The sequence below is a fragment of the Chryseobacterium sp. CS2K3 genome, assembly GCF_059515185.1.
On record NZ_JCAKRW010000017.1, the window covers coordinates 43,741 to 60,894 of the forward strand.

16 protein-coding genes are annotated in these 17,154 nt (G+C 35.9%); 11 read left to right on the forward strand and 5 right to left on the reverse strand.

What is annotated here, in order from left to right; translation table 11 throughout:
* Positions 1–111: 111 nt before the first annotated feature.
* Entirely contained in the window at positions 112–609 is a 498-nt protein-coding gene (locus tag AC5YGG_RS20210) for a dihydrofolate reductase (RefSeq protein ID WP_496146237.1), read from the reverse strand.
* A gap of 75 nt (positions 610–684) precedes the next feature.
* Here AC5YGG_RS20210 and AC5YGG_RS20215 point away from each other — a divergent pair, with 75 nt between their 5' ends.
* The 5 genes from AC5YGG_RS20215 to AC5YGG_RS20235 all read left to right on the forward strand — a co-directional run bounded on the left by AC5YGG_RS20215 (position 685) and on the right by AC5YGG_RS20235 (position 5,130).
* The gene (locus tag AC5YGG_RS20215) at positions 685–1,290 is read left to right on the forward strand and encodes a LemA family protein (RefSeq protein ID WP_496146238.1); all 606 of its coding nucleotides are present in this window, start codon (positions 685–687) and stop codon (positions 1,288–1,290) included.
* Positions 1,291–1,292: 2 nt separating this feature from the next.
* Positions 1,293–1,721, forward strand: a complete 429-nt coding sequence (locus AC5YGG_RS20220; protein ID WP_496146239.1) for a TPM domain-containing protein — start codon at positions 1,293–1,295, stop codon at positions 1,719–1,721.
* Entirely contained in the window at positions 1,702–2,520 is an 819-nt protein-coding gene (locus AC5YGG_RS20225) for a TPM domain-containing protein (RefSeq protein ID WP_496146240.1), read from the forward strand. Before AC5YGG_RS20220 ends, AC5YGG_RS20225 begins: the two co-directional genes overlap by 20 nt.
* A 198-nt stretch (positions 2,521–2,718) precedes the next feature.
* Positions 2,719–3,240, forward strand: a complete 522-nt coding sequence (locus AC5YGG_RS20230; protein ID WP_065396679.1) for an NAD(P)H-dependent oxidoreductase — start codon at positions 2,719–2,721, stop codon at positions 3,238–3,240.
* 3 nt (positions 3,241–3,243) lie between these two features.
* Positions 3,244–5,130 carry a monovalent cation:proton antiporter-2 (CPA2) family protein gene (locus AC5YGG_RS20235; protein ID WP_496146241.1) on the forward strand — a complete coding sequence of 629 codons (1,887 nt, stop codon included), beginning with the start codon at positions 3,244–3,246 and terminating at the stop codon, positions 5,128–5,130.
* Position 5,131: 1 nt separating this feature from the next.
* On the opposite strand, the gene AC5YGG_RS20240 is transcribed toward AC5YGG_RS20235, so the two are convergent.
* A complete protein-coding gene (locus tag AC5YGG_RS20240) occupies positions 5,132–5,947 on the reverse strand; it encodes a GIN domain-containing protein (protein WP_496146242.1) in 816 nt (271 codons plus the stop codon).
* Between the two features lie 231 nt (positions 5,948–6,178).
* Here AC5YGG_RS20240 and AC5YGG_RS20245 point away from each other — a divergent pair, with 231 nt between their 5' ends.
* The 3 genes from AC5YGG_RS20245 to AC5YGG_RS20255 all read left to right on the forward strand — a co-directional run bounded on the left by AC5YGG_RS20245 (position 6,179) and on the right by AC5YGG_RS20255 (position 9,695).
* On the forward strand, positions 6,179–8,320 hold the full coding sequence (locus AC5YGG_RS20245; protein ID WP_496146243.1) for a M3 family metallopeptidase: 2,142 nt from the start codon (positions 6,179–6,181) through the stop codon (positions 8,318–8,320).
* 399 nt (positions 8,321–8,719) lie between these two features.
* Positions 8,720–9,097, forward strand: a complete 378-nt coding sequence (locus AC5YGG_RS20250; RefSeq protein WP_496146244.1) for a YchJ family protein — start codon at positions 8,720–8,722, stop codon at positions 9,095–9,097.
* 4 nt (positions 9,098–9,101) lie between these two features.
* Entirely contained in the window at positions 9,102–9,695 is a 594-nt protein-coding gene (locus AC5YGG_RS20255) for a hypothetical protein (RefSeq protein ID WP_496146245.1), read from the forward strand.
* 133 nt (positions 9,696–9,828) lie between these two features.
* Here the strand turns inward: AC5YGG_RS20255 and AC5YGG_RS20260 are convergent, their stop codons facing one another.
* Both AC5YGG_RS20260 and AC5YGG_RS20265 read right to left on the reverse strand, forming a co-directional pair.
* Entirely contained in the window at positions 9,829–10,329 is a 501-nt protein-coding gene (locus tag AC5YGG_RS20260; RefSeq protein ID WP_496146246.1) for an FKBP-type peptidyl-prolyl cis-trans isomerase, read from the reverse strand.
* Positions 10,330–10,533: 204 nt separating this feature from the next.
* The gene (locus AC5YGG_RS20265; protein ID WP_496146247.1) at positions 10,534–10,785 is read right to left on the reverse strand and encodes a VF530 family protein; all 252 of its coding nucleotides are present in this window, start codon (positions 10,783–10,785) and stop codon (positions 10,534–10,536) included.
* 118 nt (positions 10,786–10,903) lie between these two features.
* Here AC5YGG_RS20265 and AC5YGG_RS20270 point away from each other — a divergent pair, with 118 nt between their 5' ends.
* Genes AC5YGG_RS20270 through AC5YGG_RS20280 form a run of 3 tightly spaced genes read left to right on the forward strand, consistent with a single transcriptional unit; the run spans position 10,904 to position 15,356 of the window.
* Positions 10,904–11,062 carry a hypothetical protein gene (locus AC5YGG_RS20270; protein WP_496146248.1) on the forward strand — a complete coding sequence of 53 codons (159 nt, stop codon included), beginning with the start codon at positions 10,904–10,906 and terminating at the stop codon, positions 11,060–11,062.
* 49 nt (positions 11,063–11,111) lie between these two features.
* A complete protein-coding gene (locus AC5YGG_RS20275) occupies positions 11,112–12,317 on the forward strand; it encodes a metallophosphoesterase family protein (protein ID WP_496146249.1) in 1,206 nt (401 codons plus the stop codon).
* A 3-nt stretch (positions 12,318–12,320) separates the two neighbouring features.
* A complete protein-coding gene (locus AC5YGG_RS20280) occupies positions 12,321–15,356 on the forward strand; it encodes an AAA family ATPase (protein WP_496146250.1) in 3,036 nt (1,011 codons plus the stop codon).
* Between the two features lie 181 nt (positions 15,357–15,537).
* Here the strand turns inward: AC5YGG_RS20280 and AC5YGG_RS20285 are convergent, their stop codons facing one another.
* Positions 15,538–16,563 carry an LLM class flavin-dependent oxidoreductase gene (locus tag AC5YGG_RS20285; RefSeq protein ID WP_496146251.1) on the reverse strand — a complete coding sequence of 342 codons (1,026 nt, stop codon included), beginning with the start codon at positions 16,561–16,563 and terminating at the stop codon, positions 15,538–15,540.
* Between the last annotated feature and the right edge of the window lie 591 nt (positions 16,564–17,154).

Here is a 17,154-nt window from a genome sequence, read left to right on the forward strand (position 1 = left end):
GTTAAAGTTCAAAAAGTCAATGGTGAATGGTCAATTCGCTATACTTGTCAATTTTTATATATGACAGCTATTCACAATTCACTTTGCAAAGTAAAAACTGACTATTGACTTTTAAGCTTCTTTTTTGATCCTTTCAAAAGTCTGAAAACAGAAATCATAGCCATTCTTTTCATCTTTTTCATGGCAGATCTCATTTGTTTTTTTCCAGATTTTCTCATCAATTTTTGGAAAGAAAGTATCCGCTTCAAGATCAGCTTTCACAAGAGTAACCTCTAATTTATCCACAAGATCCATTGTTTGCTCATAGATATTTCCCCCTCCGATAACGAAAACTTCTTCATCAATTTTTTTAGCAAACTTTAAAGCTTCTTTAAGACTTCCTACAATAAGAATTCCTTCCTCAAACCAATCTTTTTTTCTTGAAACAACAATATTCGTACGGTTAGGAAGCGGCTTCCCGATACTCTCGTAAGTCTTTCTTCCCATAATGATCGGATGCCCTGAAGTAAGGTCCTTAAAATGTTTTAAATCTTTCGGAAGATGCCAAAGCAACTGGTTTTCAAAACCAATTTCATTTTTCTCTCCCATTGCCACCACTATTGTTGTCATTCAAATATAATTTTCTACAAAATTAGCACATAATTTGTATATTTGATTAGCACAAAAAATTAAAAAAAATAAACTATGAAAAATAAAGGATGTCTGGGCGCCGGAACTATTGGTATAGCCCTCCTTATTATTGTTGCAGTCTTATTCTTCTGGGGAAAAAGCGGATATAACAGCTTTGTAGACAAAGAACAGACCGTGAACGCCAAATGGTCTAATGTAGAGACTGTATATCAGAAAAGAGCGAATCTTATTCCTAACCTGGAAAGAACCGTAAAATCGTATTCAAAATTTGAGCAGGAAACGTTAACGCAAGTAGTAGAAGCACGTTCTAAAGCAACTTCTATCAACATTGACCCTACCAACATGACTGAAGCTGATATTGCGAAATTCCAGGCTGCACAAGGAGAATTATCCGGTGCATTAAGCCGATTAATGGCTGTGGTAGAGTCTTATCCTAATTTAAAAGCTGATCAGCAATATATCAACTTCCAAAGAGAATATACTGCAATTGAAAACAGCATCAGAACTGAAACTGTTTATTATAACGATGCAGCGAAGGATTACAACACTTCTATCAAAACTTTCCCGAATAATATTCTGGCGAACTTCACAAACTTTAAAGAGAAACCTTATTTCAAAGCTGATGCAGGAGCACAAAAAGCGCCTGATGTATTCAAATAATAATGGGTAATTTCCTTACAAATCAACAGATCGCTTCCCTTGTGGAAGCGATTCAGTCAGCAGAAGACCATTCTACAGGCGAAATTAGAGTGCATATTGATTCTAATACGGAAAAACGTGATGCAAAGACCGCATTCGAAGTTTTTAAAGAACTGTGTATGGATAAAACTACTGATAGAAATGCCGTGCTTTTTCATGTTAACTTTGAACAAAAATATCTTACGATCATTGGAGATGTAGGCATTCATGCAAAAGTAAATCAATCTTATTGGGATCATCTGCATGATTATATCACTGGTGAATTTGCGAAAGGAAATTATTACGGTGCCTTAAAAAGTGCTATTCTGGAAACCGGCATAGAACTAAAAAAATATTTTCCTGTAGAAGGAGAAAATCCAAACCAACTTCCGAATGAAATTACGTTCTCTTAAAATAGTATTTTCATTTTTACTGATCTGCTTTTACACTTTTGTATCAGCACAATACACTGTTCCTGAAAAACCGGCAATCCTATATCCTGTATTTGATGAAGCGGGGCTTCTCTCTCAGCAGGAGAAAGATGAGCTGAATAATAAACTGATCAAGTTTGCAGATTCTACCTCAACGGAAATAGAAGTTGTCATCATCAGGTCTACGAAAGGCGAAGATGTCAATTTTCTGGCAACAATGTTTGGTGAAAAATGGAAAATCGGGAAAAAAGGTGTTGATAACGGAGTGGTATTCCTGATCGCAACGGAAGACCATACCATGTCTATTCAGCAAGGTAGAGCTGTAGAACAATATCTTACAGCATCCGTAGCAGGACAGATTCTTGATTATATCGTTACGCCTAACTTCAAAAAGGGGCTTTGGTATGAAGGAATCAATCGTGGTACTTCAGCCATTATGGAAGCAGTTGAAGGCAAATTCAAACCTGTTTCTACAACATCTCCTTCAGGTGACGGCAGTGCGCTTAAGGTTCTTATTATCGCCTTCGTTATTTTCATCATCATTGCCATACTTTTTGGTAATCGTGGCGGCGGACGTGGCGGTGGCGGAAATTATGATGATGACGATGATGTCATTATCACCCGAAGAGGACGTAGAAATTATCCCGGTGGTTTCTTCCCGTTCCCTGGCGGATTTGGCGGAGGCGGCTTCGGTGGTGGAAGTTCCGGTGGCGGAGGTGGATTCGGCGGCTTTGGCGGCGGAGGAAGCTTTGGCGGCGGTGGTGCTTCCGGAGGATGGTAATCTTTCAAAAATTTATATCATATATAAAACAGATCAGGTCTCAATGACCTGATTTTTTATTTAAAAACTTAAAATAACATCATTTCTTTGCTTTTAATTAATATTAAACCAACTTTCACATGTTAAAAAATTAATAAATCAACACAAAACCTACCTTTTATTCAATATTTTTTCTGTATATTTACTGAAAACAGGATTATGAAGAAGACACTCGTAGTATTTGCACACCCTTATCTGGAGCACTCCAATTCTAACGTAGAGCTCATTAATTTCTACGTTCGACACCAGCATTATACCTTACGTGATCTTTATGAAGAATATCCTGATTTTCATATCGCCGCCTTCAGAGAGAGGAAACGTTTAGCCAACTATGACCGGTTTATCTTTCAGTTCCCCTTAATATGGTTTGGAATGCCGCCTTTATTAAGATTATGGATTGATGAAGTTTTTGACCGTGACTGGCTACAACCCGGAAAGTATAATCCTTTGGAAAATAAAGAAGTCTATATCCTGATCACAACAGGAGGTAAGGAAAGATCTTTCAGTAAAGAAGGAACTTATCAATATTCCGTAGATGAACTGATTAGCGGGCTGATTGTATCATTGAAAGTTTTCAAGGCGGATATAAAACATATCAAGATCGTTTACGAAGCCAACAAATTGTCTAAAAAAGAAATTATTTTACATAAAAAAGAGTTTACAGAACTACTCAATCAATAATATATGGAGTCTAGCTTAGCGATGAACACGTTACTTTTTCTGGGTGTAGCCATTATCATGGTTCCATTAGCCAGAAAATTGGGGTTGAGTTCTGTAATCGGTTATATTTTAGGAGGAATTATCATTGGACCTTATGTACTCCGTCTTACCGGAAATAATGTAAATGACATCATGCACGCCAGTGAATTTGGGGTCATTATGCTTTTATTCATTGTAGGGTTGGAGCTGGAGCCGAGAAAATTCTGGGAAATGAGGAAGAAGATAATGGGTTTGGGGCTCACACAAATGCTGCTTACCATTTTGCTCCTGTTCCTTGTATTCATTGGTGTAGGCTGGAGAGTAGATAAGGCGATTGCGGTGGCAATGTGTTTTGCCCTGTCTTCTACGGCTATTGTACTGCAAACGCTACAGGAAAAGAATAATTTTAAAACAACGGCTGGAGAAGCTTCATTTTCCACCTTATTATTTCAGGATATCTCAGTGATTCCTATTTTGGCAATACTTCCCATTATTGCTAATTATAAAGCGAAGCACCATGATAATGAAATTCAGATCCTTATTCAGAAACTACCTGAATGGCTTCAGGCAGGAACGGTAATTTTCGGGGTGGCATTATTAATATTATTGGGAAGATATGTATTTGTTCCCTTTTTAAGATATGTTTCAAAATCCGGGATGGCAGAACTCTTAACCGCCTCTTCCCTCTTTCTGGTTATCGGGGTATCTGAGCTAATGGTGGTCATAGGACTTTCTCCTGCTTTAGGAGCTTTCCTTGCCGGAGTAATGCTTGCCAACAGTGAATTCAGACACGAACTTGAGGCGCAGATCAACCCTTTTAAGGGATTATTGTTAGCCGTATTTTTCGTGAGTGTAGGTTCTACAATCAATTTTAATATTATTCAAAAGGATCCATTGTTTATTTTCAGTACTGTATTTGCGGTATTGGCTGTAAAGTTTCTGGTTTTGTATACTATTGGTAAATTCTATAAAATAGATACTTCACAAAGTCTTTTCTATGCTTTTGCCCTTTCTCAGGTGGGAGAATTTGCATTTGTATTAATTAATTATGCCTCGGATCTTTATCTTTTAGGTCCCGAAGTCAATGCTCAATTGATGGCTGTTACAGCGATCACGATGTGCATTACTCCTATACTGCTTATTGTAAATGATAAATTCATTACCCCTAAATTCATTAAGGAGATTCCTGAAGAAGAACATGATTACAATATTCTGGACAGTGATGTGAGCCAGAAGAAGATCATCATTGTAGGTTTTGGGCATTTTGGAAGTACGGTTGGTCGTCTTTTAAAGGCAAATAAAATATCAGCAACAGTTCTGGATAGAGATTCTGACCGTGTAAAGCTTTTGAGAAGCTATGGTTTTAAGGTATATTATGGTGATGCTACAAGAATTCCTATTCTAAGAGCGGCAGGAATTGAAGAGGCTGAAATCCTGGTATTATGTCTTGATGATCCTGACGACAACATGTTTATCGCTGAACTTGTCCGCGAACATTATCCTAAAGTAAAAATATTTGTAAGGGCAAAGAACAGAATTGATGCTTACGAATACCTCAACAATGGTATTAATCATATTTATCGGGAAACATTGGGAACTGCCGTGGATATGGCTGTGGATGTACTGCATGAAACAGGAATGAGAAAGTACGCAGCAAGACGTCTGGGACAGAGATTTATGGCGATTGATAAGGCATCTGTCAGAAAGCTTGCAAAGATGACCGAAGATCAGGATGTTGCTTTGTTCAGTACAAAAGAAATCCTCCAGCGAGAGGAAGAATTATTGGCTTATGATAATCTGAATTTTGATCATAAAAACTGGGAAGACTCCTCACCCACTGAGGAAGAAGATGAGGAAGAGTCCCAGGATTGATTTATTGGATGTTTATGCTTCCGCCACTGCTTTCATCCTTAGTGATATTTTTAAGCTCTCCTTTTCTTGAGATATCTACACTTCCACCTGAAGAAGCTTCTGCTTTAACGGAGGTTACGGCACTGATCTGAATGCTTGCACCACTGGATGCTTCTGCTTCTACATTGTCTACAATAACTTCTTTGGCTGAAATACTGCTTCCGGAAGAAGAACTAATGTCTGCATGTTTTGCTTTTCCTGAGATATCAATGCTTGAACCTGATGAAGAATCAATATCAAGATTTACAGCCCATATTTTTCCACTAAAGTTACTGCTGCTGTCTGCGCTGATATTAAAATCATTCGCTTCCAGATCTCCTGAAACACTTCCGGCACTTGATACTTCAATACTTGTTTTTTCTTGAGTAAATTTATCTTTCACCTTGATACTTGCCGCTGATTCTGCCACCAGCTTTGTAAAGTCTTTCGTATAGATTTTTGCCGTTACTTTATTGATATTCATCACTCTGATCCCAGACTTGTAGTGAATATGAAGTTTTCCGCCACTATTTTCCACAAGGATCTCATCGATAATATTTTGAGGCGCCGAAAGTACAACTTTCTCAACGTCAGATTTGATAATTTCACCTTCTATAGCCTGGGAAACCTGGATTTCATCAAAATCACCATTGAATTCTTTCTGCTGAATAGGTCCTGCTTCTTTATTGATGACTTTATCTACCCAACCATTTTTATCATTATTATTTTTCTCATGCTTTTCATTACATGAGGCTAATAACACTAAGGCTGAAAAAATAAAAAGAGTTCTTTTTTTCATGTTTATTTCTTTTATAGATTATTTTTTGGATATATAATTTAATAACAACTAAATTATGAAAAATATTACATTAGTATCATAAAATAGCTGGTTTCTGTATCATCTAGTGAAAACATAAGATTTAAATCATTTATTCAAGCATTCTTTAAACTCCTTTTTAAATACATGCCGTGAAATATATCTTATGAAGTAAGTTTTTAATATCTTTATGCTTTAATAACAATTATATTTATGAAGAATATTTCATCGGTATTATTAATTTCTGCCTTGGCGTTCAATCAATCTTGTACTACAATGAAACAGACCGATACTCAACAGGAACTTCCGGCTCCTGATCCATCTTTATCATCAAATCCTTTCATGAAGAAGAGTAAACTTCAATATGAAGCACCGGAGTTTGATAAAATTAAAAATGAACATTTCAAACCTGCTTTTGAGTTTGGTTTAAAGCAACACGCTGCTGAAGTTGAGAAAATTGCCAACAATCCGGCTAGCCCTACTTTTGAGAATACAATTGTTGCATTGGAAAAAAGCGGTGAAGTTCTGAGAAGAGCACAAATTGTTTTTTCTAATCTTACAAGTGCGAACACCAACCCGACTTTACAGGCTTTAGATGAAGAATATGCTCCTATTTTTGCAGCACATTCTGATAAGATATTCCTGAATGAAAATCTTTATAAAAGAATCAAATCCATCAAAGAAGACGGGTTAGATTCTGAAAGCAAAAGACTGGTACAATATTATAAACAAAACTTTGAGATTGCAGGAGCGAATCTTTCCGCAGCTGACAAAGAAAAATTAAAGCAGATCAATCAGGAGCTCGCTTCCCTTTCTACTCAATATGCCAATAAATTATTGGAAGCTAGAAAACAGGGAGGTGTATTCTTTTCTGATGCAAAGGAACTTGACGGACTTTCTGCTGATGAAATCGCAGCGGCAGCAGCTGATGCAAAAACAGCAGGACAGCCAGGAAAATATCTTCTTGCCCTACAAAATACAACACAGCAACCTCTTCTACAAAACCTGAAAAACAGAGCAACCAGAGAAAAGCTATTCAAAGCTTCATGGACAAGAGCTGAAAAAGGTGATGCTAATGATACAAGAGAAACCATTGAAAAACTTGCTAAGCTTAGGCTGAAAAAAGCTCAGACTTTAGGTAAAAAGAATTTTGCAGAATGGAAACTTCAGGATCAAATGGCAAAAACTCCAGAAGCTGCCATTACCCTAATGAATCAGATTGCTACTCCTGCAGTGGAAACAGCAAAACGTGAAGCAAAAGACATTCAGAATCTTATTGATCAGCAAAAAGGGGGCTTCAAAGTAGAGCCTTGGGACTGGAATTTCTATGCTGAGCAGGTAAGAAAAGCAAAGTATGATCTTGATGAGAGTGAAATAAAGCCTTATTTTGAGATTACAACTGTTTTAGAAAAAGGAGTGTTCTTCGCAGCTGAAAAATTCTATGGTTTAACATTCAAAAAGAGAACTGATCTTCCCGTTTATCATCCTGATGTAGTTACGTATGAAGTTTTTGATCATGACGGAAAATCTATCGCGATCTATTATCTTGATTTCTATACCAGAGATTCTAAAAACGGAGGAGCCTGGATGAGTAACTTCGTTGAGCAGTCTTACTTAATGGGAACAAAACCTGTGATTGTCAACTGCTACAATTATCAGAAACCTGCTCCTGGAAAACCTTCATTAATTAGTTTTGATGATGTTTCAACGATCTTCCACGAGTTTGGACACTCTATCCACGGAATGTTTGCAAGTCAGAAATATCCTTCTTTATCAGGAACTAATGTACCTAGAGACTTTGTAGAATTCCCTTCACAAATTAATGAACACTGGGCATTAGATCCGGTAGTTTTGAAAAATTATGCTGTTCATTATGAAACAAAGCAGCCTATTCCACAAACTTTAGTAGAAAAAATTAAAAAAGCAGCTACTTTCAACCAAGGTTATATGACCTCTGAATTGGTTTCTGCAGCAGCTGTAGATATGGACTGGCATACTGTAACGAACGAAGCACAGTTTATTCCTGTTTTAGATTTTGAAAAGCAGTCTTTAACAAATCATGGGTTTACTTTAGCAACTGTTCCGCCTAGGTATCATACCCCTTATTTTGCTCACATTTGGGGCGGTGGATATTCGGCTGGATATTATGCTTACTTATGGTCTGAAACATTGGATAACGATGCATGGGAATGGATCAAAAACAATGGTGGATTAACCAGAGAAAATGGTGACCGTTTCAGAAAATATATTCTTTCTGTAGGAAATTCTGTAGATCTAAATCAGGCATTCAGAGATTTCACAGGACATGATCCGGATATCAAACCTTTATTGAGAAACAGAGGTTTTATTAAATAATACAACGAAAGCATTCTTTTTAAGAGTGCTTTTTTTGATTGAAACTTAGGATTATTCGGGTCGATTACACAGATAATCCAGATTTAATACAAAACCAGGAATCCCAATTCTATGTAAGATAGGTTTTGGCTGAAGCCAATGGATTGATTTTCTAAATTAGAACGGGCTAAAGCCCGTTCCTATTGAATCTTAGTTATTCTTCATACGTGGCATATCAATACACGAATAACAGCATCAAATTTCATCGCAGATGAAATCCCTGCGCCTTAAAAACAGGTTAGGAAATAAACAATTTGCGGCTTTGCGATTTCCAAAACAACATTGAAACAGAAGCTAAAAATCTGATCTTTTTCTATTGATATTCCTTACTTTTGCAGCTTAAAACTTTAAATAAAAAAGATGAATTGTCCCTGCTGTTCAGGAAAATCCTACGAAGAATGCTGTAAGCCTTATCATACCGGAGAAAAGCACGCTCCTACTGCTGAAGCTTTAATGCGTTCCCGATTTTCTGCCTTCGCAATTCCGAATGGTGAATATCTGATGGAAACTACTCTTCCAAGAAAAAGAAAGTATCATAATAAACGCGATCTTCAGGAATGGGGTGAGATTAATGAATGGACAAAATTGGAAATCATTCAGACTCCAGCCTTAAATCATGTAGAATTTAAAGCTTATTATACTGATGAAGACGGACATTCGCAGATCCATCATGAGTTTTCTGTTTTTCAGAAGATGCATGAACGCTGGTATTATGTTTCAGGTGAATTTTTAGATTAATAATATGAAGAAGAATTTTATTTACACACTGTTATTTTTGTTTTGCAGTTTCAGTGTTTTCAATGCACAGACTGCTGAGGATAAAAAGGAAGTTTCCATGGCAGTAACTGATATTTTAAAAGGTTTCCAGACGAAAGACGGAGAGCTCATGAATAAATATGTGAACCCAACCTATGGTCTTGGCATCCTTTTTAAAAGTGCTGGTGATCTTGGATTTGTTTTAAATGATGAAATTGATTTCACCAGGTCTTTAGGCTATATTCAAAAGGCATGGAATATCCGAAATCAGTTTCCTATACAGTTTAATACTACTTTTGAATATGATGTAAAAAACCAAAAGTGGAAAAAAGAAGGATTATCTGTTCAGTTTAATTCTAATGCAGTGAATGCTTATGCTGATCAGTTTTTACCACAGTATTCCGTAAAAGATCAGGAAATTTTTAAGATTAATTCTAATGCTAAAAATGTAGTTTTTGTAACACTTGCGGAAAACAGTAAGGAAAAAGCGCCTATCAACGGATTCAGATTTGTAATGACCAAAATTGAAGGAAATTGGTTCCTTACATTTATCGATGTGACAGAGTATGATGCAGAGTGATAATCACATATTATACTAAAACCGCATAACTTATAAAAAAATAAACCACAGAAAACGAATTGTTCTGTGGTTTGTTTTTTATACAATATTAAAATTGCAAAATGTCCGGAAACCCAAACATTTGTATTATTTTTTAGTGTCCTTCAGTTCCGTCAATTCCGTGAGCGTGACCGTGAGATAATTCTTCTTCAGTTGCCGGACGTGTACTTAAAACTTCAACCTGGAAATCTAAAACTTTACCAGCCATTGGGTGGTTAAGATCAGCAATTACAGCTTCTGGTGTTACCTCTACTACAAAACCTTGGAAGTTGTTCCCTTGGTTATCAGATAATGGTAAAATAGCTCCAATTGGAGGAGTTCCTGATTCGTTGAACATTTCAATTGGTAACTGAGCGATAGCGTCTGGTTGTCTTTCTCCATAAGCTTCTTCCGGTTGGATTACAAAATCAGCTTTATCACCTGCTTTTAATCCAAGGATATTTTGTTCAAATTTTGGAATCATCATTCCTACACCATACAAAAATGTAAGTGGATTTTCTGTTGTTGTTTCTTCTACAAGAACTTTACTTCCATCTGCTTCGATTGTATGAAGTATATACTTTACAGCTACAACGTGGTTGTTTTCAATTGTCATATTTTCTTTTTTTTGTCGTGAGTCTTGATTCACGATTGATAGTACAAATATACTATTTTTGAAATGATTTGATAATTTGGGAAGCCAGAAGCCGGAAGAAGGAAGCTATGAGAGACATAAAGAACAATTACTTCTCTTTTTCATTCCAAAAACACCGAGAACCAGCAGACCCTTACAACATCATTCCTGGAACGTTAACCCTCTTTATTTTTTATTTTTGGTCTCGTTACGTTTTTTCTGTCTTAATACAAATAGATACAGACTTTCCACTTTCGTTCTTGCCCAAGGTGTTTTTCTTAAAAATTTCAATGACGAATTGATACTTGGATTATCTGTAAAGCATTTTATATTGATCTGTTCTCCCAATTTCTCAAATCCTTCGTAGTATTCTACCAATTCTTCAAGAATAGCATCGAGTCTTTTCCCGTGTAAAGGATCTTTTGATTTTTCTTCCATAACGCAGTAAAATTAAAACATTTTATCAGACTTACCGACTAAAATTGTCTGAACTCTTAATCTTTAGTATTTTTGATGAAGCTATTTTTTACCAATACAATTATTCGTCACAAAAAACATGAGCAAGAACAACGAAGAAAACAGGAAAAAAAATAAAAAGAAAATCGATCAGAAAAAACGTAAAATGCAAAATGCAGAAGCAGAAAGAAAAGCACGTTTAAAACAAATCCGAGAAGATTTCAAAGCAAAAGAAGCTGATAATAAGCCTGAACAATAGTCATTATTAAGCTGGACCGCTTTTAATTATATAACATCGATAAACTTTTATGAAGATTCTACATACCGCCGACTGGCATTTAGGAAAAAGACTGGATCGCTTCTCCCGATTGGAAGAGCAGCTTTCAGTAATGGAGGAGATTATTGCTATTGCTGATGAAGAACAGGTAGATCTCGTACTTGTTGCCGGTGATCTTTTTGATAATTTTAATCCAGCCGTTGAAGCCGTTGAACTTTTTTACAAAACCTTGAAACGCTTGTCACAAAACGGTAAGCGACCTGTGATTGCTATTTCGGGAAATCACGATTCTCCGAACCTCATCAACGCACCAGATCCATTGGCAAGGGAATGTGGCATTATTTTAATAGGACATCCAAAAGCAGAGATTGCTCCTTTCAGTACTGAATATTTTGATATTTCAAAATCTGCGGAAGGTTTCATAGAGATGAAAATCAATACTGTAGATTTTCCCGTGAGAATTCTACATACACCTTATGCAAATGAAATACGTTTAAAGGAGTATTTTGGAGAAAATAAAGAAGAAGAGATCAATAAAGTACTTTCTCATATCTGGAAAGAACTTGCAGATCAATATTGTGACGAAGCAGGAATCAACCTGTTAATGGCTCATTTGTACATGAATAAAAAAGGAAGTGTTATTTTGGAGGAACCGGAAGGTGAAAAACCTATCAAAATCGGAAATGCTGATCTTATTTATTCAGACAGCATTCCTGATCAGATTCAGTATACAGCTTTAGGTCACCTGCATGGTTTTCAGAATATCGGAACGAAAGAAAAACCTGTAATTTATTCTTCTTCTCCGTTATGCTACAGCTTTAGTGAAGCCGGGCAGACAAAATATGTTTCTATCATTACTGCTGAACCGGGACAAGTGGTTGCTTATGAAAAGAAAGCTTTGAAAAGCGGAAGAACATTAGTAAGAAAAACTTTTTCATCCGTTGAGGAAACCGTTCAGTGGTTAAAAGAAAATCCATATACATTTATTGAATTAACATTAGAAAGCGAAACATTTTTAACAGTTGACGAGCGAAGATTGATCTATCAGTCTCATACCGGAATTGTTCATCTGATTCCTAAAGTCAAAAACCGCGAGCTTAATGAAGAGCAGAGTCATGAAATTAATTTAAATCAAAATATAGAAACCCTGTTCAAGGATTATTTTAAATCAAAAAATGGCGGTCAGGAAGCCAATGAAGAGTTGATGAAGTTGTTTAACGAAATTTTAAATCCCTAAGCCATGATTCCAGTTCAATTGACAGTAGAAGGTCTGTATTCTTATCAGGAACGCCAGATCATTGATTTTAAAAATCTTACGGAGGCGGGGCTATTCGGTATTTTTGGTGCGGTAGGTTCCGGAAAATCTTCGGTACTTGAAGCAATTTCATTTGCCTTATACGGTGAAACGGAACGTCTGAATATGCGCGATAAAAGGGCATATAATATGATGAACTTAAAATCAAACAGTTCTTATATTGAGTTTGATTTTATTAATTATGAGAATAAACTCTTCCGTGCGACCAGAGATTTCAGAAGGAATTCTAAAAAGTTCGAAGATGTAAAGCCATACTCAGTTACATTTTATGAAAATATTGATGGGAAATGGATTCCTCTTGATCATTCTAATGCGGAAATGATCATTGGTTTAAGCTATTCTAATTTTAAAAGAACCATCATCATTCCTCAGGGGCAGTTTAAGGAGTTTCTGGAACTGGGAGCTGCTGACAGAACCAATATGATGAAGGAAATTTTCAATCTTCAGCAATATGATCTTCAGAATAATGTTTCCACTCTTAATGCTAAGAACAGATCTGAGCTTGATCAGCTTGAAGGTCAGTTAAGAGGCTTTGAAGAAGTAAGTGAAGAAAAAATTCAGCTTCAGAAAGATACTTTGGCTGAGGAACAAAAAAAGTTACAACAATCGAACGAAAGGTTTGAACAGATTTCACAGACTTATCAACAATTAAAAAACTTAAAAACTGATTTTGAAAGTTTAAAACAAAACCGCAACAATTTCAATATCCTTTCTGAGCAGAAACCTCAAATGGACGCTCTCGAAGTACAAACAGAATTGTATGAACGTACTTTCAGAGTCTTTAATCCTCTGATCATTGAAAAGAAAAGACTTTCCAAAGAAATTATTGAGAAAAGAAAGGAAAAGGATGATCAGATTAAAATGGTGCTGGAAACCGAAATTGCTTTCAATAAGGTAAGAGAGCTGCTAGTCGCTTTAGAGCCCAAATTCAAGGCATTGGATCAATCCAGAATACAGGAAACTGATCTGAATCTTATAGTAAAGATCCTTACGTTTTATGATGAAATCAAAATTCTTAATGAAAGGACTCAAAAAGGATATGAAAAAGTAGCGGAAGTAGAAATTCTAAAGGAAGCTATTCAAAAAAAGATCACTGAACTTTCACAGAGTATTGATGTTTTAAAGAAGCAAAAGCTTGATGCCGCACTACTCTCAAATGTTGGCAACTGGTTTATTCAACAGAAGAATTTCAAAAATACACAAAAGGATCAGTTTGAAAAGATTGAGAAACAACAAAAGCAAATTGACCTGATCTCTGAGGAACTGAAGCCTTTTGATCTCCAGGAAAATTTTAAGATGACCTATAAGACCAGGAAGGAGGCTTTGGAAATCAGTAAAAAGGAACTTTCTCAAAAACTGGATCATTTAAAAATCCAAAAGGAACTTTCCCGTTTTGCCAGCGAACTTCATAATGGAGAAGCCTGCCCGCTCTGTGGTTCTCAGGAACATCCGCATATTGTTGAATTTCATGATGTAAATATTGAATTTCAGGAAATTCAGGAGAAAATAACGGCTAATGAACAGGAAATTCAAAAACTTCAGCAACAGGAAACTGAAATTGAAAAGATCCTTGACCGAAAGAAAATTTTTGAAGAACAACTGCTCGCTGAACAGAAAATTTCAGATCAGATTCAAAAAGATATTGAAAGCCATCTTCAGCTCTTCATATGGAAACAGTTCAATCCTGAGCACGAAGATGATTTTGAAAGAAAACGATCAGATTCTTTTGCCGTAGAAAAGAAAATTGAAGAGACAGATAAAAGCATTGCTCTGGAACGCGAAAATTTGGAAAAAGAAAATAAAGTTCTTGAGAAATATAAACATGCGCTAGAAGCCTTTAAACTGGAAGAAGCTACGAAGCAGGAGCAGATCAATATCAGCCGTTCCAATCTAAAGATTCTTGAATGGACTCATTATGAACAAAAAACAGTGACAGAAATTGAGCAGCTACACCAAAAGCTTTCTCAATCTAATGCTGAAACTGAGCTGCAATATCAAAAGGCTTCTCAACAGGAAAAAGATCTGGCTCCAAAATTAGCGGAACAAAAAGCTATTGTCAGCCAATCCGAAAAGCAGATTTCAGCAATTGAAAAAGAAATTTCCGAGAATCTGGAGGCGATTAATAAGTCTTTAAAAGAACATAATTTCACCATTTTTCAAGATGTTGAGAATATTCTTCTTCAGGAAATAAATATTCAGGAGGCAAGAGCAAAAATTCAACAGTTTACAATTGATTTTGAAACGCTTAAAAAAGTAATTGAAGGTCTTGAAACTAAACTGAAAGGACTTTCTTTTGATGACCATCAATTTTCTCTCATTGAGAAGCAGTTTAGTGAAGCACAGATTGAATTAAGACAAATCAATGACTCAGTAGTCACGATGAGCGCTGAAAAAGACCGATTAGAAAAGGAATACAGGAAAAAAGAGGATCTTTTGAAAGAGTTGGTAAAACTTCAAAAACGCTCCGAAAACCTGAAACTAATGATGAATCTTTTCAAAGGTGCCGGTTTTGTTCAGTATGTTTCGTCTATTTACCTGAGACAGCTTTGTGATCATGCCAATACCCGATTCCATAGAATGACCAGAAATCAATTAAGTCTTCAGCTCAATGAAAATAATGATTTTGAAATCATTGATTATCTCAACGAAGGGAGAAGCAGAAGTGTAAAAACTCTTTCGGGAGGACAGGCTTTTCAGGTTTCTTTAAGTCTTGCTTTAGCCTTGGCAGAAAGTGTACAGGCAAATGCACAGGCAGATAAAAACTTTTTCTTTATTGATGAAGGTTTTGGAACGCAGGATACTGAGTCTGTCAATATTGTATTCGAAACGCTTACCAATCTGATGAAAGAGAACAGAATTGTGGGAATTATCTCTCACGTAGAGGAGCTTAAAGAGAAGATTCCTACGGCGCTTAACATTATAAAGGACGAGGAAAGGGGAAGCTTGATTGAGATTGTATAGTTTTTAAACCACAAAAGTCACAAAAGTTTTATTTTAAAACACATTAGTTCAAAGATCAAATAAGTGAAAACCAAAGATTTTCATAAAACTTAAGTGTACTTAATACACGCAAAGCTTATCACTTACAATAACTAAAGTGTTAAAGAACTTTTGTGACTTTTATGGTTAATAATTTTTGCAGCTACAGGGATTGCACCAATGGTTTCACTTCTTTCCCGAATAGCTCAATAGATTTCATCATAATATCGTGTGCCGGATCACCAATATCCATATGTCCGATAAATCTTGTGATTCCAAAGATCTCTTTCATATAAGCAATTTTATCTGCCACCTCAGCAGGACTTCCAATGAATAAAGCTCCATCTTTACTTCTTCCGCCATCATACTGCATTTTAGTGTATGGAGCCCAACCTCTGGATGCTCCTATCCTATCCATCTGAGATTTATAATTGTGGAAATATCCGTCTACTACACTCTGATCATCACTTACAAAAGTATGTGAGTGAATAGCAATCTGCATTTTAGACACATCATGTCCAGCTTTCTGATATTCCTGCTTGTAGAATTCAATCAGGTTTTTAAACTGGATCGGCATTCCTCCAATGATTGCCACCACTAATGGCATTCCCAATTGTGCCGCGCTTAAAACCGATTGCGGTGTTCCTCCTACAGCTCTCCAGATCGAAAGCTTCCCATCATTTTTAGCTCTCGGATAAACGGTTTGATTTTGCATCGGTGCACGAAGTTTTCCCGACCAGCTTACGTTTTCCTCAGAATTAATTTTTAATAACAATTCTAATTTTTCATCAAAAAGCTGCTCGTAGTCATTCAAAGAATAACCATATAACGGGAAGGATTCAATGAAACTTCCACGTCCCACGAATATTTCAGCTCTTCCGTTGGAAATCAGATCCAATGTTGAAAAATCTTCATATACTTTTACCGGTTCTGATGAACTCAAAACTGTAACACCACTTGCCAGTTTTATATTTTTTGTAATGCTTGCCGCTGCTGCCAATACCATTTCCGGTGAAGAAACAGCATAATCCGGACGGTGATGTTCTCCCATTGCAAAAACATCTATTCCAACCTCATCCATGAACTTTACCTGTTCCAAAATTTCATGAATTTTGGTTCCTGCATCTCTATATTTTCCGGTTGATTGGTCTAAAGCCAAATCACCGAACATTCCTATTCCTAATTCCATATTGTTGATTTTAGTTATACAAAAGTACAGCTATAAAACATCAGATGCATTGATGTGTGGTAAGAAGGAAATCTGCTTTAAAGGTGGGTGATTTTAATAATGTTGGAAATCGCTAAGACGCTAAAAAATAAAAAATATGCTGTTTTAAGGCGCAAGAAAATCAAAGATTTTCAGCAGGAGTTATGCTGATTTTTTTGCCACGAATGCACGAATTCTTTTAATAATGCTAATTAATATAGCAAATACTATATTCCATTTCCTATGTGCATTTATATACAAATAATAAAGAAAAAATTCGTGCATTCGTGGCAATTATAAAGCACCACAATTTTATCGAAGATAAAATCCTTGCACCTTAAAAACTATCTCATATTCAATTTTTTGCGCCTTTGCGTTTCCAACAAAATTCAAAAAAATATGCCACGAATGCACGAATTCTTAATAATGCTAATTAATATAGTAAATACTATATTCCATTTTCTATGTGTTTTTAAATACAAATAATAAAGAAAAAATTCGTGCATTCGTGGCAATTATAAAACACTCCAAAATTTTATCAAAAATAAAATCCTTGCGCCTTAAAACAGCATA

Excerpts from the sequence above, each read along its gene's own strand:
- AC5YGG_RS20255 (WP_496146245.1), top strand. The coding sequence starts at position 9,102 with ATGAAGAAGAATTTTATTTACACACTGTTATTTTTGTTTTGCAGTTTC.
- AC5YGG_RS20260 (WP_496146246.1), bottom strand. The coding sequence starts at position 10,329 with ATGACAATTGAAAACAACCACGTTGTAGCTGTAAAGTATATACTTCAT.
- AC5YGG_RS20280 (WP_496146250.1), top strand. The coding sequence starts at position 12,321 with ATGATTCCAGTTCAATTGACAGTAGAAGGTCTGTATTCTTATCAGGAA.
- AC5YGG_RS20265 (WP_496146247.1), bottom strand. The coding sequence starts at position 10,785 with ATGGAAGAAAAATCAAAAGATCCTTTACACGGGAAAAGACTCGATGCT.
- AC5YGG_RS20240 (WP_496146242.1), bottom strand. The coding sequence starts at position 5,947 with ATGAAAAAAAGAACTCTTTTTATTTTTTCAGCCTTAGTGTTATTAGCC.
- AC5YGG_RS20235 (WP_496146241.1), top strand. The coding sequence starts at position 3,244 with ATGGAGTCTAGCTTAGCGATGAACACGTTACTTTTTCTGGGTGTAGCC.
- AC5YGG_RS20220 (WP_496146239.1), top strand. The coding sequence starts at position 1,293 with ATGGGTAATTTCCTTACAAATCAACAGATCGCTTCCCTTGTGGAAGCG.
- AC5YGG_RS20275 (WP_496146249.1), top strand. The coding sequence starts at position 11,112 with ATGAAGATTCTACATACCGCCGACTGGCATTTAGGAAAAAGACTGGAT.
- AC5YGG_RS20285 (WP_496146251.1), bottom strand. The coding sequence starts at position 16,563 with ATGGAATTAGGAATAGGAATGTTCGGTGATTTGGCTTTAGACCAATCA.
- AC5YGG_RS20270 (WP_496146248.1), top strand. The coding sequence starts at position 10,904 with ATGAGCAAGAACAACGAAGAAAACAGGAAAAAAAATAAAAAGAAAATC.
- AC5YGG_RS20250 (WP_496146244.1), top strand. The coding sequence starts at position 8,720 with ATGAATTGTCCCTGCTGTTCAGGAAAATCCTACGAAGAATGCTGTAAG.
- AC5YGG_RS20210 (WP_496146237.1), bottom strand. The coding sequence starts at position 609 with ATGACAACAATAGTGGTGGCAATGGGAGAGAAAAATGAAATTGGTTTT.
- AC5YGG_RS20225 (WP_496146240.1), top strand. The coding sequence starts at position 1,702 with ATGAAATTACGTTCTCTTAAAATAGTATTTTCATTTTTACTGATCTGC.
- AC5YGG_RS20230 (WP_065396679.1), top strand. The coding sequence starts at position 2,719 with ATGAAGAAGACACTCGTAGTATTTGCACACCCTTATCTGGAGCACTCC.
- AC5YGG_RS20245 (WP_496146243.1), top strand. The coding sequence starts at position 6,179 with ATGAAGAATATTTCATCGGTATTATTAATTTCTGCCTTGGCGTTCAAT.
- AC5YGG_RS20215 (WP_496146238.1), top strand. The coding sequence starts at position 685 with ATGAAAAATAAAGGATGTCTGGGCGCCGGAACTATTGGTATAGCCCTC.